The 22,150-nt window shown below is 60.2% G+C and carries 21 protein-coding genes and 2 tRNA genes; 3 read left to right on the top strand and 20 right to left on the bottom strand.

All coding sequences use genetic code 11. From position 1 onward, the window contains the following. Positions 1-431: 431 nt before the first annotated feature. From ACTNDJ_RS01905 to ACTNDJ_RS01880, 6 genes are all read right to left on the bottom strand, one after another. A complete protein-coding gene (locus tag ACTNDJ_RS01905) occupies positions 432-575 on the bottom strand; it encodes a rubredoxin-like domain-containing protein (protein ID WP_035137395.1) in 144 nt (47 codons plus the stop codon). Positions 576-664: 89 nt separating this feature from the next. After that, positions 665-1,168 (bottom strand): flavin reductase family protein, encoded by a 504-nt coding sequence (locus tag ACTNDJ_RS01900; RefSeq protein ID WP_427717758.1) that lies wholly within the window; start codon positions 1,166-1,168, stop codon positions 665-667. Between the two features lie 232 nt (positions 1,169-1,400). Then, entirely contained in the window at positions 1,401-1,871 is a 471-nt protein-coding gene (smpB, locus tag ACTNDJ_RS01895; protein ID WP_196025254.1) for an SsrA-binding protein SmpB, read from the bottom strand. Beyond that, entirely contained in the window at positions 1,861-2,778 is a 918-nt protein-coding gene (locus ACTNDJ_RS01890) for a hypothetical protein (protein ID WP_441063535.1), read from the bottom strand. Before ACTNDJ_RS01890 ends, smpB begins: the two co-directional genes overlap by 11 nt. Before the next feature lie 95 nt (positions 2,779-2,873). Then, positions 2,874-2,950: transfer RNA gene (locus tag ACTNDJ_RS01885), tRNA-Glu, on the bottom strand. A gap of 17 nt (positions 2,951-2,967) precedes the next feature. Next, positions 2,968-3,041 (bottom strand) — tRNA-Gln (locus ACTNDJ_RS01880). Between the two features lie 258 nt (positions 3,042-3,299). On the opposite strand from ACTNDJ_RS01880, the gene ACTNDJ_RS01875 reads away from it, so the two are divergent. Continuing rightward, on the top strand, positions 3,300-3,563 hold the full coding sequence (locus tag ACTNDJ_RS01875; RefSeq protein WP_441048315.1) for a hypothetical protein: 264 nt from the start codon (positions 3,300-3,302) through the stop codon (positions 3,561-3,563). Positions 3,564-3,775: 212 nt separating this feature from the next. Here the strand turns inward: ACTNDJ_RS01875 and ACTNDJ_RS01870 are convergent, their stop codons facing one another. From ACTNDJ_RS01870 to rpmE, 14 genes are all read right to left on the bottom strand, one after another. Further along, the gene (locus ACTNDJ_RS01870) at positions 3,776-4,141 is read right to left on the bottom strand and encodes an arsenate reductase family protein (protein ID WP_441063541.1); all 366 of its coding nucleotides are present in this window, start codon (positions 4,139-4,141) and stop codon (positions 3,776-3,778) included. A 116-nt stretch (positions 4,142-4,257) separates the two neighbouring features. Beyond that, the gene (locus ACTNDJ_RS01865; protein ID WP_441063542.1) at positions 4,258-4,824 is read right to left on the bottom strand and encodes a VanZ family protein; all 567 of its coding nucleotides are present in this window, start codon (positions 4,822-4,824) and stop codon (positions 4,258-4,260) included. A 120-nt stretch (positions 4,825-4,944) separates the two neighbouring features. Then, positions 4,945-5,550, bottom strand: a complete 606-nt coding sequence (locus ACTNDJ_RS01860) for a recombinase family protein (protein WP_441063537.1) — start codon at positions 5,548-5,550, stop codon at positions 4,945-4,947. 176 nt (positions 5,551-5,726) lie between these two features. Continuing rightward, the gene (locus ACTNDJ_RS01855; RefSeq protein WP_441063538.1) at positions 5,727-7,862 is read right to left on the bottom strand and encodes a ribonuclease R family protein; all 2,136 of its coding nucleotides are present in this window, start codon (positions 7,860-7,862) and stop codon (positions 5,727-5,729) included. A gap of 267 nt (positions 7,863-8,129) precedes the next feature. Further along, positions 8,130-9,050: a permease-like cell division protein FtsX gene (gene ftsX, locus ACTNDJ_RS01850; RefSeq protein WP_154515997.1), complete on the bottom strand. Its 921-nt coding sequence runs from the start codon at positions 9,048-9,050 to the stop codon at positions 8,130-8,132. Then, positions 9,037-10,254: a cell division ATP-binding protein FtsE gene (gene ftsE / locus ACTNDJ_RS01845; protein ID WP_441048318.1), complete on the bottom strand. Its 1,218-nt coding sequence runs from the start codon at positions 10,252-10,254 to the stop codon at positions 9,037-9,039. The genes ftsX and ftsE overlap by 14 nt, the downstream gene beginning before the upstream one ends. Before the next feature lie 451 nt (positions 10,255-10,705). Beyond that, entirely contained in the window at positions 10,706-11,647 is a 942-nt protein-coding gene (locus ACTNDJ_RS01840) for a transketolase family protein (RefSeq protein ID WP_441014998.1), read from the bottom strand. Position 11,648: 1 nt separating this feature from the next. Further along, positions 11,649-12,479, bottom strand: coding sequence for a transketolase (locus ACTNDJ_RS01835; protein WP_154516003.1), 831 nt, complete (start codon positions 12,477-12,479; stop codon positions 11,649-11,651). A 207-nt stretch (positions 12,480-12,686) separates the two neighbouring features. Then, on the bottom strand, positions 12,687-13,577 hold the full coding sequence (locus ACTNDJ_RS01830; RefSeq protein ID WP_441048319.1) for a YitT family protein: 891 nt from the start codon (positions 13,575-13,577) through the stop codon (positions 12,687-12,689). Between the two features lie 162 nt (positions 13,578-13,739). Further along, positions 13,740-14,888 (bottom strand): peptide chain release factor 2, encoded by a 1,149-nt coding sequence (gene prfB, locus ACTNDJ_RS01825; RefSeq protein ID WP_441048320.1) that lies wholly within the window; start codon positions 14,886-14,888, stop codon positions 13,740-13,742. Further along, complete coding sequence (secA, locus tag ACTNDJ_RS01820) at positions 14,888-17,695, bottom strand: preprotein translocase subunit SecA (RefSeq protein ID WP_441048321.1); 2,808 nt, start codon at positions 17,693-17,695, stop codon at positions 14,888-14,890. The genes prfB and secA overlap by 1 nt, the downstream gene beginning before the upstream one ends. A gap of 156 nt (positions 17,696-17,851) precedes the next feature. Then, entirely contained in the window at positions 17,852-18,124 is a 273-nt protein-coding gene (locus tag ACTNDJ_RS01815; protein WP_441048323.1) for a hypothetical protein, read from the bottom strand. Next, positions 18,111-19,214 carry a hypothetical protein gene (locus tag ACTNDJ_RS01810; RefSeq protein ID WP_441032943.1) on the bottom strand — a complete coding sequence of 368 codons (1,104 nt, stop codon included), beginning with the start codon at positions 19,212-19,214 and terminating at the stop codon, positions 18,111-18,113. Before ACTNDJ_RS01810 ends, ACTNDJ_RS01815 begins: the two co-directional genes overlap by 14 nt. Positions 19,215-19,404: 190 nt before the next feature. Then, positions 19,405-19,830, bottom strand: a complete 426-nt coding sequence (gene rpmE / locus ACTNDJ_RS01805) for a 50S ribosomal protein L31 (RefSeq protein WP_154516018.1) — start codon at positions 19,828-19,830, stop codon at positions 19,405-19,407. A 349-nt stretch (positions 19,831-20,179) separates the two neighbouring features. On the opposite strand from rpmE, the gene ACTNDJ_RS01800 reads away from it, so the two are divergent. Further along, positions 20,180-20,467, top strand: coding sequence for an ACT domain-containing protein (locus ACTNDJ_RS01800; protein WP_006235289.1), 288 nt, complete (start codon positions 20,180-20,182; stop codon positions 20,465-20,467). Positions 20,468-20,541: 74 nt separating this feature from the next. Further along, complete coding sequence (locus ACTNDJ_RS01795; protein ID WP_441048324.1) at positions 20,542-21,960, top strand: citrate synthase; 1,419 nt, start codon at positions 20,542-20,544, stop codon at positions 21,958-21,960. Positions 21,961-22,150: the final 190 nt, after the last annotated feature.

Raw genomic sequence — 22,150 nt, 5'->3', positions numbered from 1 at the left:
GTAACACGTGAGGCCGTTTTGAGCCCTTAGATGTTACAGATTGAGATTTTCTGAGAGATAGTTTCAGTTTGTCTCGATCTGTAACAAGTGGACCCAATTTCCGCGCCCAGATGTTACAGATCGAGATATTTCTTCAGCCCCAACCTTTTGTCTCGATCTGTAACAAGTAGAGGGGTTTTACGTGCCTAAATGTTATAGATTGAGATTTTGAGAATGATGGTTTTGGTTTGTCTCGTTCTGTAACAGGAAGACCCGTTTTGAGCCGTTAGATGTTGCAGGTTAAGACAAAAGGTCGGCCGGACTCACAACAGACAGGATCGGCTAATAGCAGCCGTGATCCCTTGGGGACGGAGGAAAAGGGCCCCGGCCGGGATATCCGACCGGGGCCCTTGGACAGAGCTATATGTTGCTGCAAGTCGTGTGTCTACGAGCTACTCCTCGACGAGCTCAAACTGATCGGGACCGACGCCACACACCGGGCACACGTAATCCTCGGGCAGTTCGGGCGTGTCGACCTCTACCTCGTAACCGCAAACGGTGCACACGAACTTGTACGTCTTCTTTTCCTCGGCCATGATGTTCTCCTCTCGAACGTGGCTGCTGGTGTACTTTGCTTATTAGTATATATTCTTAATAATATAATGCAAGCGGTTTTACCGCATTTCTACCCTTGGTACGAAGACGCCTTGGGCGGCGTCTTGCCCTTCAGGACCTTATGGTAGTAATCGTAGGTGAGCGGCGTCTCGTCGCTCAGGCGCTCGGCATCCTCGACCTCACCGATAAACAGTAGATGCGTGCCCACATCCACTGTGTCGATCAAACGGCAGCTAAACAAGGCCGCCGCATGCTCGGGAACATAGGGCATGCCCAGTGCGGTCTCGCGCGTCTCGTACTTGGCAAATTTGTCATAGTTGCTGCTGGTACGGAATCCAAAGTTACCAATGTAGGGCATATCGGCCGTCTGATCGATCACGGTCAGCGCAAAGGCCTTGGCAGACGAGATAACGCCAGACGTGACATTTTCCTTGTTCACGGCAACCGAAATGCGCGGCGGCGTGGACGTCACCTGCACTGCGGTGTTGATAATGCAGCCGGCGCGCGATCCATCTGCCGCGGCACTCACCACATACAGCCCGCACGGCATCGTAAAGAACGCAGTTTTATCCAAAACGATCACTCCCCTAACTCGGAATTGAGCCTTGCAGACGTATATACCCACAATGAGACATATGTGTCAGAACGGTAAGAAAAATGAGCCACACGCAGTTGCGGTGAAAAAGTCCCTGTTTAAGCCTGGATACCCAACAAACAGGAACTATTCCACCGCAACTTGCGAGGAGCAGACCGGGAGTACGACAACAGTGATGGATGAACATCCCCGCCCGCCCGGATATCAACCCTTAGCGATTACGCTCCTTAAGCGCGCGATCGATTTCGCGCTGAACGTCACGTTTGGCCATGTCCTCGCGTTTGTCGTAGAGCTTTTTGCCACGGCCCAGGCCCAACAGCAGCTTAACGCGACCATCGGCATTAAAGTAGAGCTCGAGCGGCACCAGTGCATAGCCGCGGTTGCGCAGTTTGCCGTCAAGAAAATCAATCTCCTTGCGATGCAGCAGCAGACGGCGCCGGCGATCGGGATCACGGTTCCACACACCACCGTGACTATAGGGATGGATGTGCAAACCCACCAGCCAGCACTCGCCACCGCGAATCAGCGCAAAAGTATCGGTAATCTGACAGGCGCGCTCGCGAATCGACTTGACCTCGGTACCGCTCAACTCAATGCCGCATTCGAATGTCTCGTCGATAAAGTATTCGTGATGCGCCGAACGATTCTTGGAGATGAGCTTGCGCTCGCGCTTACTGGGCATCGCCGGCCTCCTCGGCGTCATCGGCTTTCCCGCTCGCGGCCTCGCGTTTGGCCTTGCGCTCGGCGTTGAGCTCGGCATCGCTTTCGCGCACCAGCTTAATGATCGCCGCGCATGCCTCCTCGCCCACCAGGTCGCGGGCACGGACCGTCAGGCGTGCAGCCTCCTGCTTGTCACCGTCGCCCGCAGCGTCGGTCGCACACATAATCAGACAAATGGCAATCTCGGCCGAAGGCGAGGTCGGTACGCCCTGCAACGCCAGCTCGCCCATCACATGCTCATCACTCTCGTCGGCGGCATCCGGATAGGTGGCATGGATCTTGCTGAGCAAGCGCGTCGTATGTGAATCGCCAGGGGCCAAGCGCAGCGCCAGACGTGCGCAACCCACGGCCGCCGAGACGTTCTCGGTCTCGGGCTCCAAAAAGTACTGGCCCAAGTTGGCGTAGGCGCGGGCGGCGCACCTGCCGTCACTCGCTCGCTCCAGCACCGAAAACGAAAGCGAAGCCCACTCCTGCTTGTCCTCGAGCGCACGGAACAGCTCGGCCAGATCCAGTCGGTAGTTGCAGTTCATGGGGTCCCAGCGCACGGCCTGCATCAAGGCATTGCGGGCGCTCACATAATCCTGCTGACGGATGTAGGCAAACGCCATGTCGGAGTACAGGCGATCAAACGGCACCTCGACCTGCACCAGCTCGCGTGGATCCTTTTCCACGCGGCGGTAGGCCAGGCGCTCAAACTTGCTATCGAAGCTAAAGTACTGGCGGTTCTCCTCCGTTTTGCACTCGGCATCGATATACTCCTCGGCGAGCTCCACCAAACGCTCCAGCAGCGGCGTCGCCGTGGCCAGGTCTCCCTGCGCCAGGTAATTCTCGGCATACGTAATGTCTTGTAGGCTGATGGGCAGGTCCATGGCAACTCCTCGGTCCAGGTGAAACGCGGCTCATTCCACACATGCGGTGTATACACAAAACCCGGGTCTCTTGCGAGGCCCGGGCATTCAATTTGTGGTAGCCCGTACCAGATTCGAACTGGTGATCTCCGCCTTGAGAGGGCGGCGTCCTAAACCGCTAGACGAACGGGCCATATGTAGCAAATGCAATGGCTGGGATGGAGGGAGTCGAACCCCCATTGACGGAACCAGAATCCGCTGTCCTGCCATTAGACGACATCCCAATGATTGCATCGCTGCGCTCGGCTGTGCCTTTGCGCAAGAAAGAAATATACGGGAAGTCGCTCCGTGACGCAAGCCCCAATTTTGACTTTTTTAAAATTCGGTCAAATTGGCCTAATTTCGTCCAACCCGTGAAGGACCTGTGATGCCGACCGCTGTACACGAAGGGCAAAACGCCGCGGGCGGTAGCCGTCAACCGTTGGCAGATACTAACGCGAAAACGATAGCACCAGGCAACACAATCGAAGTATCTTTTGATCATGCGGACGTCATGGCATGCGGCGCTCCCCGACCTCAAGCGCATCCAGGCAAGTCTCGTCGAGCTGTCCGGCATGCCAACCGTCATATCCGAGACGAACCTGGAGCGGCGGCAGCGCGAGCGGCGGCAGCGGCAACGAATTCCGTTTATCTGCCCCGGCATTCAGGCATACCTGCCCTTTATGGACGAAGAGTACTGGAGCGACACGCCCGACAAGCACGTAAAGATCTACGACCCACACGAATGGGCGCAGCTGAAGGACTGACTGGGGCAGGCCCGCCCTGGAGTAGGCCCGCCGGCAGAAAGCGCATCCCAGATTTCAAGCTCAAACTGGTCCCCACTTTCCCGTCGAGCCCTCAACCGGAAACCGTGTCCCAGAATCAGCGCTCGAAACGGGATGTCATTTCCGATAGAGCCCTCAACCGGAAAGCACATCCCAGAATCAACACTCAAAATGGGACGCACTTTCCGAAGCCGCTACAGCAACGCCTCGGTCCAAGCCGCTTCCCTAAAGCCGGGGATCGCAAAGTCGTCGCCCACCAGCAGCGGGCGCTTAACCAGCATGCCGTCAGTCGCGAGTAGCTCAAAGCACTCCTGGTCCGTCATACCCGCATCCAGGCGCGCTTTCAGACCAAGCTCTCGATATTTCATGCCCGACGAGTTAAAGAAGCGTCGCACCGGCAGCCCCGAACGAGCAATCCAGGTCGCAAGTTCCTCAGCCGAAGGATTGTCTGTAACAATATCGCGATCGACGTACTCAACCCCATGCTCGTCCAACCAGGCCTTGGCCTTTTTACACGTCGAGCATTTGGGGTATTCAACAAACAGCACTGCCATGGGGATTCCCTTCTTAGAAAAGACAAGTGTCTGGCAAACAGCGCATCGATGGCCATCTGCGACCGATGCCGATATTGTAACCAGCGCCGACGTACAGGCGGTCGCGATTTTCCATCTTGAGGTTAGCGCCTCGCATGGGCGCCAATGGGACAGGTCGCGCGCTGAACCAGCGCGGCGGCCAACAGCACCAACAGCATGGCGACAACGTAACCCGCGGCATCGAAGCCCAGGTCAATCATGTCGAAATGACGACCAGGAACAAAGATCTTGTGCACTTGGTCACCGACAGAGCAGACGGCGCAAAAGAGCAGAGCGAGTACGTACCGGAATCGCGCGCATGGCAGGCACTCGCCCAGGCATGCCACTGTCGCCGAAGCAAACAGTCCTACAAAGAAGAACTCAACGGTATGTGCGACGCGACGAATGTTGGCACCCATCCACAGACGAACGGGCGCAAGCGGGTCGGGATGAACAGTGGCAGTCGTTGAATCCGTGCCCTCGACGGCATCCCCCGCCTGGAACTCCTGCGTGGCGTCGGGCCGCACGTCCGCGGCCCGTCCTTCCACCGCACGCGCGGTGGACTCGCTGAGCGACGACGTCTGCTCCACGTTTTGCTCCGTCAGCATCCAAATACTTGCCAGCGTCACGACCAGCAGGACAATCGAAATCCATCCGACCATGTGCTTCACACGCGCCAAGGGCTAACCTCCGTCATTTTTTGAGCAGCAGCGAGTGTACCCCCAAATGCAGTTGTCGCCGTAGCGAAATCCAAAATGTTCGAATCGGGGCGCCAAAGGACCGTGGCGCCCCTACTCCATCTCGCGCATCCAGCGATCGAACGTCCCCACGCACACGCCTAGCCGCTTTGCCGCCTGACTCCGCGTGATATCACCCGCCTCGTAGGCATCGCGTACCAGCTCGAATTGCGGGGGACAGGGCTTGCGGGGCCGGCCAAAGCGCACGCCGCGCGCTCGCGCCGCCGCAATGCCCTCGGCTTGGCGCCGGTGGATGTTCTCGCGCTCCACCTGCGCCACATAGCTCAGCAGCTGCAAAACAATATCGGAAATCAACGTACTCGTCACGTCCGACCCACCACAGTCTCTGGCGCGCGTGTCGAGCAATGGCATGTCTAGCACCACGATGGCGGCGCCGAGCTCTTTGGTTATGCACCGCCATTCCTCGAGGATCTCGCTGTAGTTACGGCCCAGCCGATCAATGGAAAGTACCACCAGCACATCGCCGGAATCCAACGCGCACAGCAGCTCGCGATACCGCGGTCGATCGAAGTCCTTGCCACTCGCATGGTCGGCAAAGATATTCGCCGGTTCCACGCCATAGGCGCCCAGCGCATCCAGCTGCCGATTCAGATTTTGATCACGCGAGCTCACCCGCGCATACCCGTACACCGTTGTCATCTCATCCCCGCTCTCTCGTAAACCTCCCAAAAAGGGACAGGTTTATTTTGGTAGGTTTTATCTCCCCTATAGCAGGCGGAAGACGCAAGCGCGCGAGCGGCAAGACGATTGAACCGCCACAAAAAAAAGGCAGCCCCAAAAGACCGCCCCGTTCTCTATCAATCACCAAATTCCGGCTAATGAATAAGCCTGAAATCCAAGTGCCCGCGCGTGGTATTGACACGCGAGACCTCGATAATCACGCGTTGCCCCAACTCAAAACGGCGCCCCGTGTCGGCACCCGTCAACGTGAGCGCGTCCTCGTCAAACTCGAACCACTCGCTTCCCAAGCTCTTAATCGAGACCAAGCCCTCGACCTGTGTCAGGTCGAGGCGCACAAAGAGGCCCATGCTGCTGACCCACGAAATGGTTCCGGCATAGCGCTCGCCCAGACGATCCTCGTAATACTGGGCGATCTTGATCTTTTGCGTCGCATGGCTGGCGGCGTCGGCCGCACGCTCGGCATCGCTGCATGCACGGCAAATCTGCGGCAAGATGCGCGGCAGCGACTCGCGACCCCTGCCGATCAGCCGCGGCGTGCGCGCCAAGGCATCCTTGCCGCCCAGCTGCTCATACGCCAGCTGCAATTTGAGCACACGATGGACAACAAGGTCCGGATAGCGTCGGATAGGGCTCGTAAAGTGGCAGTAGCACGGCGCGGCGAGCGCAAAGTGGCCCTCGTTGCGCGGCTTGTACAGCGCGCGCTGCATGCTGCGCAATAGCAACGTGTTGACAAGCGGGGCATTTGCCGTGCCAGCGGCAGCGTCAACCGCCGCCTGCAGCTCATCGGGACTTCCCAGGGCAATGCCGGCCGCGCGGCGATCGTCGATGATACCCAGCTGCGCCAGCGCCACAGCGGCCCCGTGCAAGCTGTCGGGGCTGGGATCCTCATGCACGCGATAGCATGCCTCAATATCGCGGTCTGCCAGCCACTCGGCAACGCACTCGTTGGCAAGCAGCATAGCTTCCTCGATGAGCGACGTGGCACACGAGCGCTCGCGGGCCACGATCTGCACGGGAATGCCGTCCTCGTCCAGCAAAGCGCGAATCTCCGCCGTGTCAAAGTCGACCGAGCCGCGCGCACGGCGAATGCGACGGCGTCGCTCGGCAAGCTCGTTGGCAGCAACTAGGAAATCGCTCAGATCCACGTCGTAGTCGCGGGCAGTCTCTTCGCAAGTCAAACCGCGCTCAAGCGCCTCCTCGCGCGACGCCTCGGCTGCAGCAACATCCTCGGCGGCACCTTTCAACACGGAGTACTCCACCGCACCGGCACGCACCAGCAGTGCCTCGGCACCGTCATAGTCCATGCGCACGCGCGAGCGAATCACACTGGGATACGGATCGTAGTGGCGGACGTGCCCCTGCGCATCGAGCTCGATGTCGACGGTAAACGCCAGGCGATCCTCGTCGGGGCGCAAGGAACACAGGTCATTCGACAGGCGCTCGGGCAACATGGGGAGCACGCGATCGGCAAGGTACACCGACGTCGTGCGATGGCGAGCCTCTAGGTCGATGTGTCCATCCCAGGCCACATAATGCGATACATCGGCGATATGGACACCCAGCTTGTAGCCGCCCTGCGTCGTGCGCTCCAACGAGATGGCGTCGTCAAAGTCGCGCGCGTCGACCGGATCGATCGTGATGATAAAACGGTCGCGCAGATCACGGCGAAGTGGGTCTTTAAGAGCTGTCGCCACGTCGAGCGATAGCTCCTCGGCCTCGGCAAGGGCGGTCTCGGGATAACTATCGGTATAGCCGTAACGAGCCATGACATATTGAACGCCCAAGTCGGGTGCATCGTCGCCGCCAATGCGGCGCTCAAGAGTCACGGTGCCCGATTCCAAGCGTGTCGGATAGCTCAAAATGCGTGCGACGACTGCATCGCCCGGATGCACGCCCAAACGCTCCGCCGAAGTATCCTCGGGCAACATAAAGAAATCGGCCTTGAGACGCGAATCAAGCGGCTCGATCACACCGAGGGGGCCTGCCGTCTGATACGTGCCCACCACGCTTATGGCCGCGCGCTCGACAACGCCCTCGATCACGGCACGGCGATCGCCGCGCGGTCCGGTCTTAATGCTCACGGCCACGATGTCGCCGTCCATAATCTCGCGCTTGCCGCGACCCATAACCTTATAGTCGCCATTATCGGTGACAACATAGGCGCTATGCTCATGGAGCTGCACGCGGCCCGTCAGGCTGGGACGCCGCTCGCTGCGCACTGGCGCGCGCTTGTTGCGAGCGCTACGCTTATGTTTGTTATTGCGCCCCATGGCGCCTCCTTACTATCTGTTGCGGGGCCCGCAGGCGCAACCGCATCATGTCAAAACACCGTGCAGGCCTAAACCGCACGCATCAATGAGTCTACCCAATCAACAACAGGGCACGCACCTCGCATCATGATCCCTATGTGACGGAGAAAATCGAATTATCGAGACAAGCCGAACTGCCGGTGAGCCCTTTTCCTCCGTCGCACGGGATCAAAAAACGGGCCGCCCCAGAGCGGGACGGCCCGTTAGCAAAACTTATTCCAGCTGTGTCTACACGCGCAGGTAGCGACGCATGGCAATGGCGGAACCAAAGAGACCGATGATCACGCCGACCAGGATCAGTGCGGCATACGTCACCAGGTAGTATTGCATCGGCAGCGCAAACGACATCCAGCCAATGCTCTCCTGAAGACGCGGAACCAACAGGTTGCGAAGCAGCTCCAAAACACCGATGGAAAGCAGCGAGCCCAAAACGGCCTGCAGCACGCCCTCGGTGATAAACGGACCGCGAATAAAGCCATTGCTGGCGCCCACCAGGCGCATGATAGCAATCTCGCGGCGGCGAGCCGTAATCGACAGGCGAATCGTGTTGTTGATAAAGATGAACGCGATAAACGTCAGCAAACCAACAAGCACAACGGCAGCGATGCGGATGTAGTTCGTCACCTGGAACAGGCGGCTCACTTCCTCCTGACCGTACAGAACGCTCGCATCAACGTCACCGTCATCCGCGATCTTCTGGAAATCGGAGTTCTTCTTGAGCTTCTTGGCCGTGCTCTCGACCTGGGACGGATCGTCCATCTCGATCGCGAACGAAGCAGGCAGCGGATTCTGGCCGTCAAGTGCGCTCAGAGTGGCGTCGGCGTTACCCGACATCTTGCTCGTGTACTCGGCCAGCGCGTCGTCCTTGTCCTTATAGGTCACGGACTTAACGTTGTTCCACGTCTTGAGCTCACTCTCGAAAGCCTGGACGTCGGCCTGGTCGGCGTCATCGCTAATAAACGCGTTGATAACAACCTGGTCCTCAACGGTGCCGATCACGGAGTTCAGCATCGCGGAACCCATGATGAACAGGCCGATGATAAACAGCGAAAGGAAAATCGTGATGACGGCGCCGAGCGAGGTGGTCCAGTTACGGAAGAAGTGGCTCATTGCCTCTTTGAGCGAATAGCCCACGTTAGTTGGTGCCATAGTTGCCGTAACCTCCCCTCTCCTGGTCGCGGATTACGTGGCCGCCCTCGAGGGCGATCACGCGACGATGCATACTATCGACCATCTCGCGATCGTGGGTAGCCACGATCACGGTCGTGCCGGTGCGGTTAATGCGCTCGAGCAGCTTCATGATGCCGAGCGAAATTGCCGGGTCGAGGTTGCCCGTTGGCTCGTCGCAAATCAGCAGCGGCGGACGGTTGACCATGGCGCGGGCGACGGCCACGCGCTGTTGCTCGCCGCCGGAAAGCTGATCGGGCAGCGAGTCCATCTGATCGGCCAAACCGACCAGACGCAGTACCTCGGGCACCTGGCTGCGAATGACGCCCTTGGGCTTGCCTATGCACTGCAGGGCAAACGCCACGTTTTCATAGGCGGTCTTTTGCGGCAGAAGCTTAAAGTCCTGGAACACGGCGCCAATCTGGCGGCGCAGGAAGGGAACCTTGCGGTTCTTGATTTTCATGAGATCCTGACCGGCGACCAAAATGCGACCGCTCGTAGGCCTGACATCACGGTTGAGCGTGGAAAGCAGCGTGGTCTTACCCGATCCGGAATGACCGACCAAGAAGACGAACTCACCCGGATAGATCTCGATGTTGATGTCGTCGAGTGCGGGCTTGTTGGGCTGTGCCGGGTAGATCTTGGTGACATGCTCCATCAGAATGACGGGCTCGACACCGGCCTGCTTGGCCATCTTCTTGCGACTTGCCTGCGGATCGATAGGCGCGAACACCGACGTAAAATCGGGGTTGTTGAGCGCATTGTCAAGACTTGCGACCTCGGCAGCCTGATCATTCTCGACTATGGGCGCAGCGGGCTGCATAGGATCGGGAATGCCGGCAAAGAGGCCGGACTGCGCCGGCTGCGGCGCGGGCGTAGCAGGAACCATGGGATCGGGAATGCCCGCCATGGTCGGCTGAGGCTCGGCTGACGTCTGAGGCTGGTTCACGCGAGCAGTCACCTTTTGGACGGGCTCAAAGCCCGCAGCGGCAGAAAGCTCGACATCGCTGGTGGGATTGTAGGCAAAGGGATCGGATGCCGGCCGTGCCTGATCTGCCGGCTGTGCGGGGGCCTGAGCAATATGCTGGCCCTCTGAATCCGGAGTGGCGAAACGTGTGCCCGGGACACCTTGCCGTGTCTTGGGGGCCTCATCGCCCGCACCGGAGGTACGGAAGTGGTTACCCACTGGTGCTCCTTATCATCGTGCGTTTAAACTACATGAGCGCTTTGTATTTTAGCAGCATTAGCTTCGCTGCACATAAGAAGCATGGCAAGGTTTTGGTCTCACCGGCCGCGCACAGGGCTACCTCCCAAATCGTCCTCGGACATGTCGGAGTCCCCGCTGTGCGCTTCGCGCTGCGGGGACTCCTCCGTCCTGCGGAATGATTTGGGAGGTAGCCCTGTGCGCGGCCTGCGGCTACTAAGGAGTCGCCGCGTTTTTCTTGGGGTGCCGCATATACAAAGTTGGGAGGGCTGAGTTGCACTTTGCTGGTCTGGGCCCGCTTCCCGGAGGAAGCCCTTGCTTGGTGCGGGCCCGATTTGTTTGTTGCCCACAAAAAACAGGGGCGCCCTCTTTGGGTGCGCCCCTGTTGTGGCTTGCATACGGTTGCTAAAGCGATACTTTGCCTCGTCTTGCCCTAGGCCAAGAACTCCTTGGTGGTTGCCACGATGTTGGCGGCATCCAGGCCGTACTTGTGCAGGAGCTCGGCGCCCGGGCCGGACTCGCCAAAGGTGTCGTTGACGCCAATCTTCTTGAGCGGCGTCGGGCACTGCTCGCAGAGCACGTCGGCAACGGCGCTGCCCAGGCCACCGATCACGGAGTGTTCCTCGACGGTCACGACGTGGCCGGTCTTGGCGGCGCTCTTGACGATCAGATCGGCGTCGATGGGCTTAATGGTGTGCATGTTGATGACCTCGGCGTCGATGCCCTCGGCAGCGAGCTGCTCGGCAGCCTCGAGAGCCTCGCCAACCATCAGGCCGCAGGCGATGATGGTCACATCGGCGCCCTCACGCATGACGATGCCGCGGCCCGGCTCGAACTTGTAGGTCTCGGGGTCGTTGATGACCGGCGAGGCCAAACGGGCAAAGCGCATGTACACGGGGCCGTCGCACTCGTAGGCGGCGCGGACCACGGCGCGGGCCTCCACGTCGTCGGCCGGGACAATCACGGTCATGCCAGGGATAACACGCATAAGGGCGATATCCTCGCAGCACTGGTGCGTGGCACCGTCCTCGCCCACCGAAATACCGGCGTGCGTGGCGCCGATCTTGACGTTGAGGTGCGGATAGCCGATGGAGTTACGGACCTGCTCAAAAGCGCGGCCGGCGGCAAACATGGCAAAGGTGCTCGCAAAGGCAGTACGACCGGTGGTCGCGATACCGGCGGCGACACCCATCAGGTTGCTCTCGGCAATGCCCACATCGAAGAAGCGGTCGGGGCAGGCGGCCTTAAACTTACCGGTCTGCGTGGCGGCAGCCAGGTCGGCGTCGAGGACCACAAAGTCGTCGTGCTCGGCAGCGAGCTCAACGAGGGCCTCGCCGTAGCTTACACGCGTGGCGATTTTCTTGACGTCTGCCATCCTAGAGCTCCTCTCCGGCGGCCGTGAGCTCTGCCATGGCCTGCTCAAACTGTTCATCGTTGGGGGCCTTGCCGTGCCAACCAACCTGGTTCTCCATAAAGGAAACGCCCTTGCCCTTCATGGTCTCGGCGATAATGGCGGTAGGCTGACCCTTGGTGGCGCGAGCCTCGGCAAAGGCGGCGCGAATCTGACCGAAGTCGTTGCCGTCGGCGAGCTCCACCACGTGGAACTTAAAGGCGCGGAACTTGTCGGCGAGCGGCATGGGATCGTTGACCTCCTCGACGGGACCGTCAATCTGCAGACCGTTGTGGTCAACGATCACACAGAGGTTGTCGAGCTGCTGATTGCCGGCAAACATGGCGGCCTCCCAGACCTGGCCCTCCTCGCTCTCGCCGTCGCCCAGCAGGGCGTACGTGCGGTAAGTATCGCCCCAGTGCTTGGCGGCGACGGCCATGCCCACGGCGGCGGAGATGCCCTGGCCCAGCGAGCCGGTGGACATGTCGACGCCCGGGGTGTCGTTCATGTTGGGGTGGCCCTGCAGGTGGCTGCCGATATGGCGCAGCGTCTCGAGGTCCTCCTTGGGGAAGAATCCGCGCTCGGCGAGCACGGCGTACAGACCCGGAGCGCAATGGCCCTTGGAGAGCACAAAGCGGTCGCGGTCGGCCTTGCGAGGATCGGCCGGGTCGACATTCATTTCCTCAAAGTACAGATAAGTCATGATGTCGGCAGAGCCGAGCGAACCGCCCGGATGGCCGGACTTGGCAGCGTGCACGCCGGTGACGATGCCCTTCCTTACCTCGTTGGCAACTTTTTTGAGCTCTTCGTCGCTCATTGTGCCTTCCTTTCATCCTCTTTAGACAAGATGCGCACGGCGCAGAAGGTAATCCCAACCCAGCCGCAATGCACGTGCGCCATTCATTATGCTGGAAACTGAAGGCTTTACCAGAGTTTTTATCATTATTTGAATAATTTAGCTGGCAGACCCGCTGATGAATCGGTTTATCAATGTGAACGTCTTTTGGATGGAGCGCAGTCTGCCCTACGCGTTAATGTCCTTGAACCCCTCACCGAAGGCTTCCGTAACGTCGGCGACCGTCACGATAGCTTGAGGATCGCGCTCGCGCACGATGGTCTTGAGTGTATTGAGCTCGCGGCGGCTAACAATCACCATAATCACCGGCTTCTCAGCGCCCGAATACATGCCGGTCGCCTTAAATTTAGTGCAGCCGCGACCCAGGCCATACATGATATCGGCCGCGATATCGGGGAAATTCTCCGAGATGATGAGCACCATACGGCGCTTGTTGCCGCCATCGACCACAGCGTCGATCACATAGCCGCTAATTACCATCGAAAGCCCTGCATACAGCGCGTTCTCTAGAGAGAAGACGGGGGCCGATGCCGCGCATACGGCGACATCGATCGCCATGACGGTCGAACCCACCGGCAGCGAGGTATTACGTGAGATAATCTGGCCGATGGTGTCGGAGCCGCCGGTGTTGGCGCCGGCGCGTAACACCATGCCGTAACCAATGCCCGTGATAATGCCGCCCCACATAGCGGGAAGCATCAGGTCTGCATCTGCCAGAGGCGCTACAAACGGGGCAAACAGGTCGGTAAAGAAGCCCAGTAGCACAAAGCCTGTCGCCGTCTGTACCACATAGAACATGCCGCCCTCGCGCATGACGACCAGCAACAGCAAGGCATTCATCACGATGGTTTGGATACCGACGGGCAGCGACACGCCCCGCGCGGCACCGACCGCCTGGATAATAGTCGCAAGGCCCGTAACGCCACCGGCGGCAAGACCGTTGGGAATCAAAAACAGGTCGGTCGCGATGGCCGCCAAAGCGCACCCAAGCATGATCTGGGGTAGATCGCGGAAGAAGTTCATTGAAAGAATGCGCTTGATATCCAGACGATATGCCATGCTACCTCCCTCAAAAAAGCGCACCCCCTTGGGTGCGCTTTGAACTTCTTACCGTATTTGATTCTACCGATTCGCCGAGGAAAAACCACCCCGCGGCGGGTTTGCTCTGGATATAAAACCGCCTGTCCAGAGTTTAGTGTCGGTCCGTGACTCACCCGGGGCTTAAGCGGACGGAGACTCCGCATCAGCATTGCCGGTAGCCCAGCGATGGTAGCCGATCACAAACGGATCCAAGTCGCCATCGTCGAGAACGGCGTCGACGTTGCTGGTCTCCACGCCCGAGCGCAGGTCCTTGACCATCTGATACGGATAGAGCACGTAGCTGCGGATCTGGTTGCCAAAGCCAATCGTGGTCTTGGGACCGCGGATCTCGTCGAGCGCCTCGGCGCGCTTCTCGAGCTCAATCTCGTACAGACGGGCCTTGAGAATCTGCATACACGCGGCCTTGTTCTGAATCTGGCTGCGCTCATTTTGGCAGGTCACTACAATGCCGCTGGGAAAATGCGTCACGCGCACGGCGGAGTCGGTGGTGTTGACGCCCTGGCCGCCCGGGCCGCTTGCGTGGTACACGTCGACGCGGATATCGTCGGGGTTGATCTCGATATCGATATCGTCGGGCAGCACCGGAATGACCTCGACGCCGGCAAACGTAGTCTGTCGACGCTTCTTGTCATCGGTGGGGCTAATGCGCACCAAACGGTGAACGCCGGCCTCGGCACGAAGCATACCGAAGGCATCCTTGCCCTCAACGGTAAAGGTCGCGCGATCAATGCCAATGACCTCGGCAGCGGGGCAATCGTTGATGGTGACCTTCCAGCCGCGGCGCTGGCAGTACTTCATGTACATCTTAAAGAGCATGAAGGTCCAGTCCTGCGCCTCCAAGCCGCCCTGTCCGGGCTTGATAGTCACAATCGCGTCACCGTGATCGAACTCGCCGGTAAACCAGCTCGAAAGTTCGAGCTCATCGATGGCGCGCGCCAGACGATCAGCCGTGGCGGCAGCCTCCTCACGCAGTGCAGCGGCATCGGGGTCATCGCCCATTTCCTCGGCAAGTTCCAGCGCCGCGCGGGCATCGGAGAGCTCGCCGCGCGCGGTATCCACGGCGGCGATATCCTCCTTGGCGCGCGCAATCTCTTCCATCGTGGCGCGAGCGTCATCGGCGTCGTCCCAAAAGCCGGGAGCGACGCTCTTGGCCTCAAGCTCGGTCACGTGGGTGCGCTTCTCGTCCAAATGAAGATACGACTCAACCTCGCCGAGCCGGTCCGCAAACGCGTCCAGCTCGGCGGGCGTTACCTCTAAAGCATCCGCCATTAACGATTCCTGCCGTGGCAGTACTTGAACTTCTTGCCGCTGCCGCAAGGGCACGGTTCGTTGCGACCCACGTTGACATACGGGTCGTCGCTCTCGGACTTGCGGTAGGTGGTCACCTTAGCGCCGTTGTTGACAGCTGCCGGTCCGCCCTGGACGGCCGTGCGAGCCTGTGCCCGTGCCTCCTTGCGCAGGACCGAGTTGCCGTTGTCGCCATCGACGTCGGCGGGGCCGGAGAAGCGCGCACCCTCGAGCGCGGGGTCCTCCTTGCGCTCCACAGCCTGCGGGGCGGCCTTGATCTCGATGCGCAGGACGGTGCGCAGGTAATCCTCGTACATGGTGTCAACGAGCATCTGGAAGGCACCATAGGCCTCAGTCTTGTACTCGACCAGCGGGTCGCGCTGACCAAAGCCGCGCAGGCCGATACCGGTCTTGAGGTAGTCCATCTCCTGCAGGTAGTTCATCCAGCGGGTATCGATGACGCGCAGCATGACCTGGGTGTTGAGCTCGCGCATGAGGTCCTCACCCAGGCGCTCGGCCTTCATGTTGTAGCACTTCTCGACGTAGGCCAGGACATCGGCAGCAAGGGCCTCGTAATCCTCGTCGGGGAACTTGGGCGTATCGATATGGCCGGTCAGCTCCACAACCCACTTGCGCAGGCCATCGAGGTCGCGCTCGCCGTCGTGGCTGTCCTTAGCGCAAAACTCCTGCACGCAGCGGTACACGGTGTCGTGCATGACCTCGGTGATGTGGTCGGTCAGGTCCTTACCGTCCAGAATCTTGTTGCGCTCGGCGTAGATAACCTGGCGCTGCTTGTTCATCACGTCGTCGTACTCAAGAACGCTCTTGCGCATGGAGAAGTTGATGCTCTCGACCTTGTGCTGGGCGCTCTCGACGGCCTTGGAGATGATCTTGTGCTGGATGGGCATGTCGTCGCCCATTTCTGCCGTGACCATCATCTTGGAGACGCGGTCCATCTTGTCGCCACCGAACAGGCGCATCAGATCGTCCTCGAGCGACAGGTAGAACTGGGTCTCGCCCGGATCGCCCTGACGACCGGAGCGGCCACGCAGCTGATTGTCGATACGGCGGGACTCATGGCGTTCGGTGCCGATGACGGTCAGGCCGCCGGCGGCAAGCACGCGTTCGCGCTCGGCCTTGCAGGTCTCCTTGGCCTCGGCGTTAAACTGCTCGAGCTGCTCGGGCGTCACGTCCTCCATGGTCAGGCCCTCGTACTCCAGGCGCTCGCGCACCAGCTCGTCGGGGTTGCCGCCCAGCAGGATGTCGGTACCACGACCGGCCATGTTAGTAGCGATGGTCACGGCGCCGTAACGACCGGCCTGGGCCACGATATGAGCCTCGCGCTCGTGGTGCTTTGCGTTGAGGACCTCGTGTGCGATGCCGCGCTTGGTAAGGGCTGCCGATAGCTTCTCGGAACTCTCGATGGAGACGGTACCGACCAGGACCGGCTGGCCCTTGGCGTGACGCTGCTCGACATCATTGGCAACGGCGTTGTACTTGGCCTGGATGGTGCGGTACACCAGGTCCTCGTGATCGACACGCTGCACGGGCTTGTTGGAGGGAATGACCTCGACGGGCAGCTTGTAGATCTCGCGGAACTCGGCGTCCTCGGTAAGCGCCGTACCGGTCATGCCGGAGAGCTTGTCATACAGACGGAAGTAGTTCTGCAGGGTGATGGTGGCAAGGGTCTGGTTCTCCTCGCGCACGAGCACGCCCTCTTTGGCCTCGATAGCCTGATGCAGGCCCTCGGAGTAGCGACGGCCCTCCATGATGCGGCCGGTGAACTCATCGACAATCTTGACCTCGCCGTTGGTAACGACGTACTGCTTGTCGCGGTGGAACATGTATTGGGCCTTCAACGCCTGCTGCAGGTGGTTGACCAGCTGGCCCGAAAGGTCGGCGTAGATGTCCTCGATACCCAGGCGGCGCTCGATCTTCTTGAGGCCGCGCTCGGTGGCGGCAATGGTGTGCTTGGCCTCGTCCATGACGTAGTCGCCCGTGGGCTCCACGTCCTCGGTGGCGGTGAGCATATCGTGCGACACGTCCTCGCCGCGCTCCAGCCCGCGCACGGCGCGCGCGAAGTCCTTGTAGGTGCTGGCCGACTTGGTGCCGGCGCCCGAGATGATCAGCGGGGTCCTGGCCTCGTCGATCAGGATGGAGTCGACCTCGTCGACGATAGCGTAGCTGTGGCCGCGCTGGACGCGCTGCTCGGGGCGGGTGACCATGTTGTCGCGCAGGTAGTCAAAGCCAAACTCGGAGTTGGTGCCGTAGGTGACATCGGCCTGGTAGGCCGGGCGCTTAAGCTCGAGCGGCATGTTGTTCTGCAGCAGGCCGACGGTCATGCCCAAATACTTGTAGATGCGGCCCATCCACTCGGAGTCGCGCTTTGCCAGGTAGTCGTTGACGGTAACGACATGCACGCCCTTGCCGGCGATGGCGTTAAGATAGCCGGCCAGGGTGGAGACGAGCGTCTTGCCTTCGCCGGTCTTCATCTCGGCGATATGACCCTCGTGCAGCGCCATGGCGCCGATGAGCTGTACGTCAAAGTGACGCATGCCCGTGATGCGCTTTGAAGCCTCGCGCACGGTGGCAAAGGCCTCGGGGAGCATGTCGTCAAGCGACTCGCCGTTAGCATAACGCTCGCGGAACTTATCGGTCTGGCCGCGAAGTTCCTCCTCGGTCATCTTCTCAAACTGAGGCTCAAGCCCGTTGATCTGGTCAACGATCTTGTAGTAGCGCTTAAGGTCCTTATCGGATCCAAAGGAGAGCAGCTTTGACATGAATCCCATGTGGTTTTCCTTTTTTGGCCATCGCCCGTAGCGCACTGCACTGGGCGAGTTAAACACAGATAGTTGTACTTTAGCCAAACGGGGCGCACGCTATACGCTCGACCTCATCCCCCACGTAATAACTACGACCGACCTGCCAAAAAGGGCGTTTTATTTTTAATGGCTACGGCCCAGATAAGCGCCGATAACTTTGCGCTGCTCGGCGCTCGCCCGATAGTAGACGCGAAGCTCGCCTTCGGCATCCAAATCAAAGCGCGCCTCGTCAATCAGGCCATTCTTGTGCGCGGTCATGAGCGCCTCCTGCATGCGCGGCCTTGCAAAGGCGGCAAACGATGCATACTCGGCCGCGAGATCGGCCATCACATCGTCGACGCAAGCCTCGTCATGGCAAACAAAATAATCGAGCATGGCATAGTTAAGCGGAAGCATCCCGATCACCGTCCTTTTTAACCATGTCGAGGGGATTCACGGCGATCAGGCAAATGCCGACGAGGTTGACGACGGCCGCCACCCATGCGACGGACGGAAGCGCGTAGCCGTCAAAGCCCAAGACCAGGCCGACGATAATCCACGTAAACAGCGGCGCTGTAAAGGTATAGGTGCCGTTGATGGCCATGCCCAGCGCCGTGCCGCACATGGAGTTGGCGCGATACCAGCTCATAAACGAAAAGTAGGCGGCAAAACCGGAGCAGGCGAAAAACACGACGGAGGATTTGTCGGTGAGCGCTTGGGCGACAAGGACGTAACTCTGACCAAGGGGCTCTCCGCATGCCAAGGTTAGGGCCGGCAGTACCAAGCACAGGTTGCCGACGCCCGAGACAAGCTGACGGATGTTGATGGCAATCTGAGGATCGATCATGCAGGTGGCGCGGCCGCCCACGCATCCCTCGACGCCCCAGCACAGGGCGGCTAACAGCGCCAGACCCAGGCCGAGCGCCATGCCGGAAGATGCCTGCCCGCTCAGGCCGGCGCTACCGATCATGGCGCCGGCGAACACGCAGACAACGATGCCGGTGACGACACGGGGGCTAAGCGGCTGTCGGTAGAGCACGCGGGCGAGCACCGCACCGATCGCGGGGTTGAGCGCGGCGATGGGCACGGCAAGCGTGCCTGCCTGCGAAAGCGCGATAACGTAGGCGGCAGAAGCGATGGGCCCGCCAATGAAGGCGGCGGCGATAACGATGACGCCGGGCTTTGAGGCGATGCAGCGGCCTAGGTCGGCGAGTTTGCCCTGACCGGCAGTGAAAAACGTGGCCCAGACGGCACTCAGCACGTCATTGACGCCCGAGGCGATCGTGGGCAAGATGAATACCGCCAAAAGGCCGGAGGGAGCAAATGCATCGAACCAACCGGCCCAAACGCCAAAGAGCTGACCGGCGGTAACAAAGGCCGTGTACAGCGCATACATGCAGCTCGAAAGCGCCGCGACAGCGATACCCTTCCTAAAATAGGCAGCATCGAGCGCACGCTTCTTTGCCACCGCGAGCTCGCGATTGCCCAAGGACGTCGATGTGTCCACGTAGCCTCCTATCGGTTACCTGCCAAAAAGGGACAGGTTTATTTTGGCAGGTTTTATCTGGGCAAACGAAAAATCCCCACCGTTCGGTGCAAAGAGGACGTGCTACTTTGCGTCGATAAGAAAAGGGCCGTGCACCAATTGGGTGCACGGCCCTTTTGCCATGAATGCGAGCGATTCCTCGGCGAGCTATTTACTCAGCAGCCTCGGTGGTCTCGGCCTCGGCAGCGGCCTCCTCGACGGGAGCCTCTGCGGGAGCCTCGGCGGCCTGCTTGGCAGCCTCCTCGGCAAACTTAGCGGCACGCTTGGCCTTCTCGGCAGCCTTAGCCTCAGCGGCGGCCTTGCGAGCGGCCTCGGCCTCAGCAGCCTTGGCGGCCTTGGCAGCCTTGGCCTCCTCGGCCTTCTTGAGCTGGGCGGCAGCAGCGCCACCGAACTTGTCGGCGAAGCGCTGGACGCGTCCACCGGTGTCGACGAACTTCTGCTGGCCGGTGTAGAACGGGTGGCACTCGTTGCAAAGCTCGACCCTCATCTCGGACACGGTAGCGTGCGTCTTGAAGGTGTTGCCGCAGGAGCACGTCACCGTGCACTCGACATACTGGGGATGGATACCCTGCTTCATGGTAGGACTCCTTATTGGTCAGGCGCTGGTTACCGATCAGCGCATAAGGCGTCTTGGTTTCCGACCAAGACAACAAACTCGGCTATGGTACCACGGCGCCGAGCGTCCCACAAAAGGTTCACGGTCTTTACGCCGGAGTACACAGGTGAATCTGCCCGATCGCGGCGCCAACAGAGCCGCCCGAGCTGTCCAAGGTGCCAAAAATACACCCTACGAGACAAGCGCTCCATGTTGCAGACGTGTAACGCCGCAGCAAAGGTGCCCCTTTTTGCACGGGACAGGTACAATGATGAACACTGTACCGTAGCGGAGCGCCGCCGCGCGCCGCTAACACGCGAAAGGGTTTCCCATGGCCGAGATCTCGTCCTCCCGTATCGTCATCACCGTCCTTGGCAAGAACCGCCCCGGCATTGTCGCCGGCGTCACCCGCGTCCTGGGCGAAGCCAATGTCGACATCCGCGACATTACGCAGTCCATTATCGAGGACATCTTCACCATGACCATGCTGGCCGACACCGCCGAGTCCAAGCTCGACTTCGCCGAGCTGCAGAAGGCCCTGGCCGAGGCCGGCGAGCTTTCGGGCGTCAACGTGTCCATCCAGCGCGAGGACGTCTTTAACTTTATGTACCGCCTGTAGCGAACAGGCTGCGTGACGACGGCCCAACGTGCGCCCAGGCGCAACGTCGCCACATAGCCCGGAGAGGAGCGCGCATGGCCTACGACGCCAAGAAAATCTATTACCGCTTCGACGACCACCTGAGCCGCCTGGTCTTGGACTACGAAGCAAGCCGCCAGATTTCGCCCGAAAGCGAAAATCTATACTACGGCATGCCCACCGAGCCTTATGACGAGGGCCTGTTTGTCGAGCACAATGTTAAGCGCGGTCTTCGCAATGCCGACGGATCGGGCGTGGTCGCGGGCCTCACCCGTATCTCGGACGTGCACGGCTACAACAAGGTCGACGGAAAGGCTGTGCCCGATCAGGGTAAGCTCACGCTTCGTGGCTACAGCATCGAAGATCTGGTCAACAATGCCCAGGCCGAGAACCGCTACGGCTACGAAGAAGTCGCCTACCTGCTCATCACGGGCTCGCTGCCCAACAAGGATGAGCTCGACGGCTTTTGCGGGCGTCTGGGCGCGTTTAGGCACCTGAGCGACGAGTACGTTAAGGAATTCCCGATGACCACGGTGTCGTCGAGCATCATGAACGTGCTTCAGCGCGCCGTGCTGCTGCTCTATGCCTTCGACGCCGAGCCCGACGTGATCACCCCCGAGCACGAGATCGATGTTGCCATCTCCATGCTCGCCCGTCTGCCCCGTATTGCCGCCTTCGCGCACATGGCTTCGGTCGCCAAGCGTCGCGGCTCCGAGGTGCATGTGCCGCACCCCACGCCCGGCCTGTCCACGGCCGAGACCATTTTGCAGGTGCTGCGCGGCGGCATGGCGTTTACCCGCGACGAGGCGATGCTGCTCGACGTGATGCTTATGCTCCATGCCGAGCACGGCGGCGGCAACAATTCCACGTTCGCCTGCCGCGTACTGTCGTCGTCGGCCACCGACCCGTATTCGGCCTACGCCGCGGCCATCGGCTCGCTCAAGGGCCCACGCCACGGCGGCGCCAACGCCAAGGTCGTATCCATGCACGAGGACATTCGCGCGCACGTTTCCAACTGGGAAGACGACGACGAGGTCGCTTCCTATCTGGGCAAGATCTTGGACAAGCAGGCCTTCGACGGCACGGGGCTCATCTACGGTATGGGACATGCCGTCTACACGCTCAGCGACCCGCGCGCCGAGGTCTGCCGCCACTACGCGCGCACGCTGGCCGCCAAGAAGGACCTGGGCGAGGAGTTCGCGCTCATCGAGCGTATTGAGCGCCTAGCGCCGCAGGTGATGCGGGACCACGGCATGACCAAACCCATCTGTGCCAACATCGACCTGTATACAGGCTTTATTTACAAGATGCTCGGCGTGCCCGAGACGCTCTTTACGCCGCTGTTCGCCGTCGCGCGCATGGCAGGCTGGTCGGCGCACCGCATGGAAGAGCTCTTCTGCGCGCATCGTATTATTCGCCCGGCATACCGTCCGGTAATCGAGCCACTGGAGTACAAGCCGCTCGCCGACCGTTAGGACGCGCACCGTTATAGAACACGAGCGTGGCCAGGGCATCACCGCCCTCGGCCACGCTTTTTATGCCAGCAGAAAGGGCTGCATCGAATGATTGTTTTTGGCTCTTCGGTGGTTTCTGTGGGAGAGATTCCGGCATAGGCCCAGCTCAGCGGGCGAAAACAACGATCTGGAACTGAAACGGCCCCGGGAG

It is taken from the genome of Collinsella sp. HCP3S3_D1 (assembly GCF_052064015.1).
Taxonomy (GTDB): Bacteria; Actinomycetota; Coriobacteriia; order Coriobacteriales; family Coriobacteriaceae; genus Collinsella.
This window is presented reverse-complemented; position numbering and strand designations above follow the sequence as displayed.

What these genes read in the sequence shown, in the direction of transcription:
- ACTNDJ_RS01905 (WP_035137395.1), bottom strand. Translation starts at nt 575, where the DNA reads ATGGCCGAGGAAAAGAAGACGTACAAGTTCGTGTGCACCGTTTGCGGT.
- smpB (WP_196025254.1), bottom strand. Translation starts at nt 1,871, where the DNA reads ATGCCCAGTAAGCGCGAGCGCAAGCTCATCTCCAAGAATCGTTCGGCG.
- ACTNDJ_RS01890 (WP_441063535.1), bottom strand. Translation starts at nt 2,778, where the DNA reads ATGGACCTGCCCATCAGCCTACAAGACATTACGTATGCCGAGAATTAC.
- ACTNDJ_RS01875 (WP_441048315.1), top strand. Translation starts at nt 3,300, where the DNA reads ATGCGGACGTCATGGCATGCGGCGCTCCCCGACCTCAAGCGCATCCAG.
- ACTNDJ_RS01860 (WP_441063537.1), bottom strand. Translation starts at nt 5,550, where the DNA reads ATGACAACGGTGTACGGGTATGCGCGGGTGAGCTCGCGTGATCAAAAT.
- ACTNDJ_RS01855 (WP_441063538.1), bottom strand. Translation starts at nt 7,862, where the DNA reads ATGGGGCGCAATAACAAACATAAGCGTAGCGCTCGCAACAAGCGCGCG.
- ftsX (WP_154515997.1), bottom strand. Translation starts at nt 9,050, where the DNA reads ATGGCACCAACTAACGTGGGCTATTCGCTCAAAGAGGCAATGAGCCAC.
- ACTNDJ_RS01840 (WP_441014998.1), bottom strand. Translation starts at nt 11,647, where the DNA reads ATGGCAGACGTCAAGAAAATCGCCACGCGTGTAAGCTACGGCGAGGCC.
- ACTNDJ_RS01835 (WP_154516003.1), bottom strand. Translation starts at nt 12,479, where the DNA reads ATGAGCGACGAAGAGCTCAAAAAAGTTGCCAACGAGGTAAGGAAGGGC.
- ACTNDJ_RS01830 (WP_441048319.1), bottom strand. Translation starts at nt 13,577, where the DNA reads ATGGCATATCGTCTGGATATCAAGCGCATTCTTTCAATGAACTTCTTC.
- prfB (WP_441048320.1), bottom strand. Translation starts at nt 14,888, where the DNA reads ATGGCGGATGCTTTAGAGGTAACGCCCGCCGAGCTGGACGCGTTTGCG.
- secA (WP_441048321.1), bottom strand. Translation starts at nt 17,695, where the DNA reads ATGGGATTCATGTCAAAGCTGCTCTCCTTTGGATCCGATAAGGACCTT.
- ACTNDJ_RS01815 (WP_441048323.1), bottom strand. Translation starts at nt 18,124, where the DNA reads ATGCTTCCGCTTAACTATGCCATGCTCGATTATTTTGTTTGCCATGAC.
- rpmE (WP_154516018.1), bottom strand. Translation starts at nt 19,830, where the DNA reads ATGAAGCAGGGTATCCATCCCCAGTATGTCGAGTGCACGGTGACGTGC.
- ACTNDJ_RS01800 (WP_006235289.1), top strand. Translation starts at nt 20,180, where the DNA reads ATGGCCGAGATCTCGTCCTCCCGTATCGTCATCACCGTCCTTGGCAAG.
- ACTNDJ_RS01795 (WP_441048324.1), top strand. Translation starts at nt 20,542, where the DNA reads ATGGCCTACGACGCCAAGAAAATCTATTACCGCTTCGACGACCACCTG.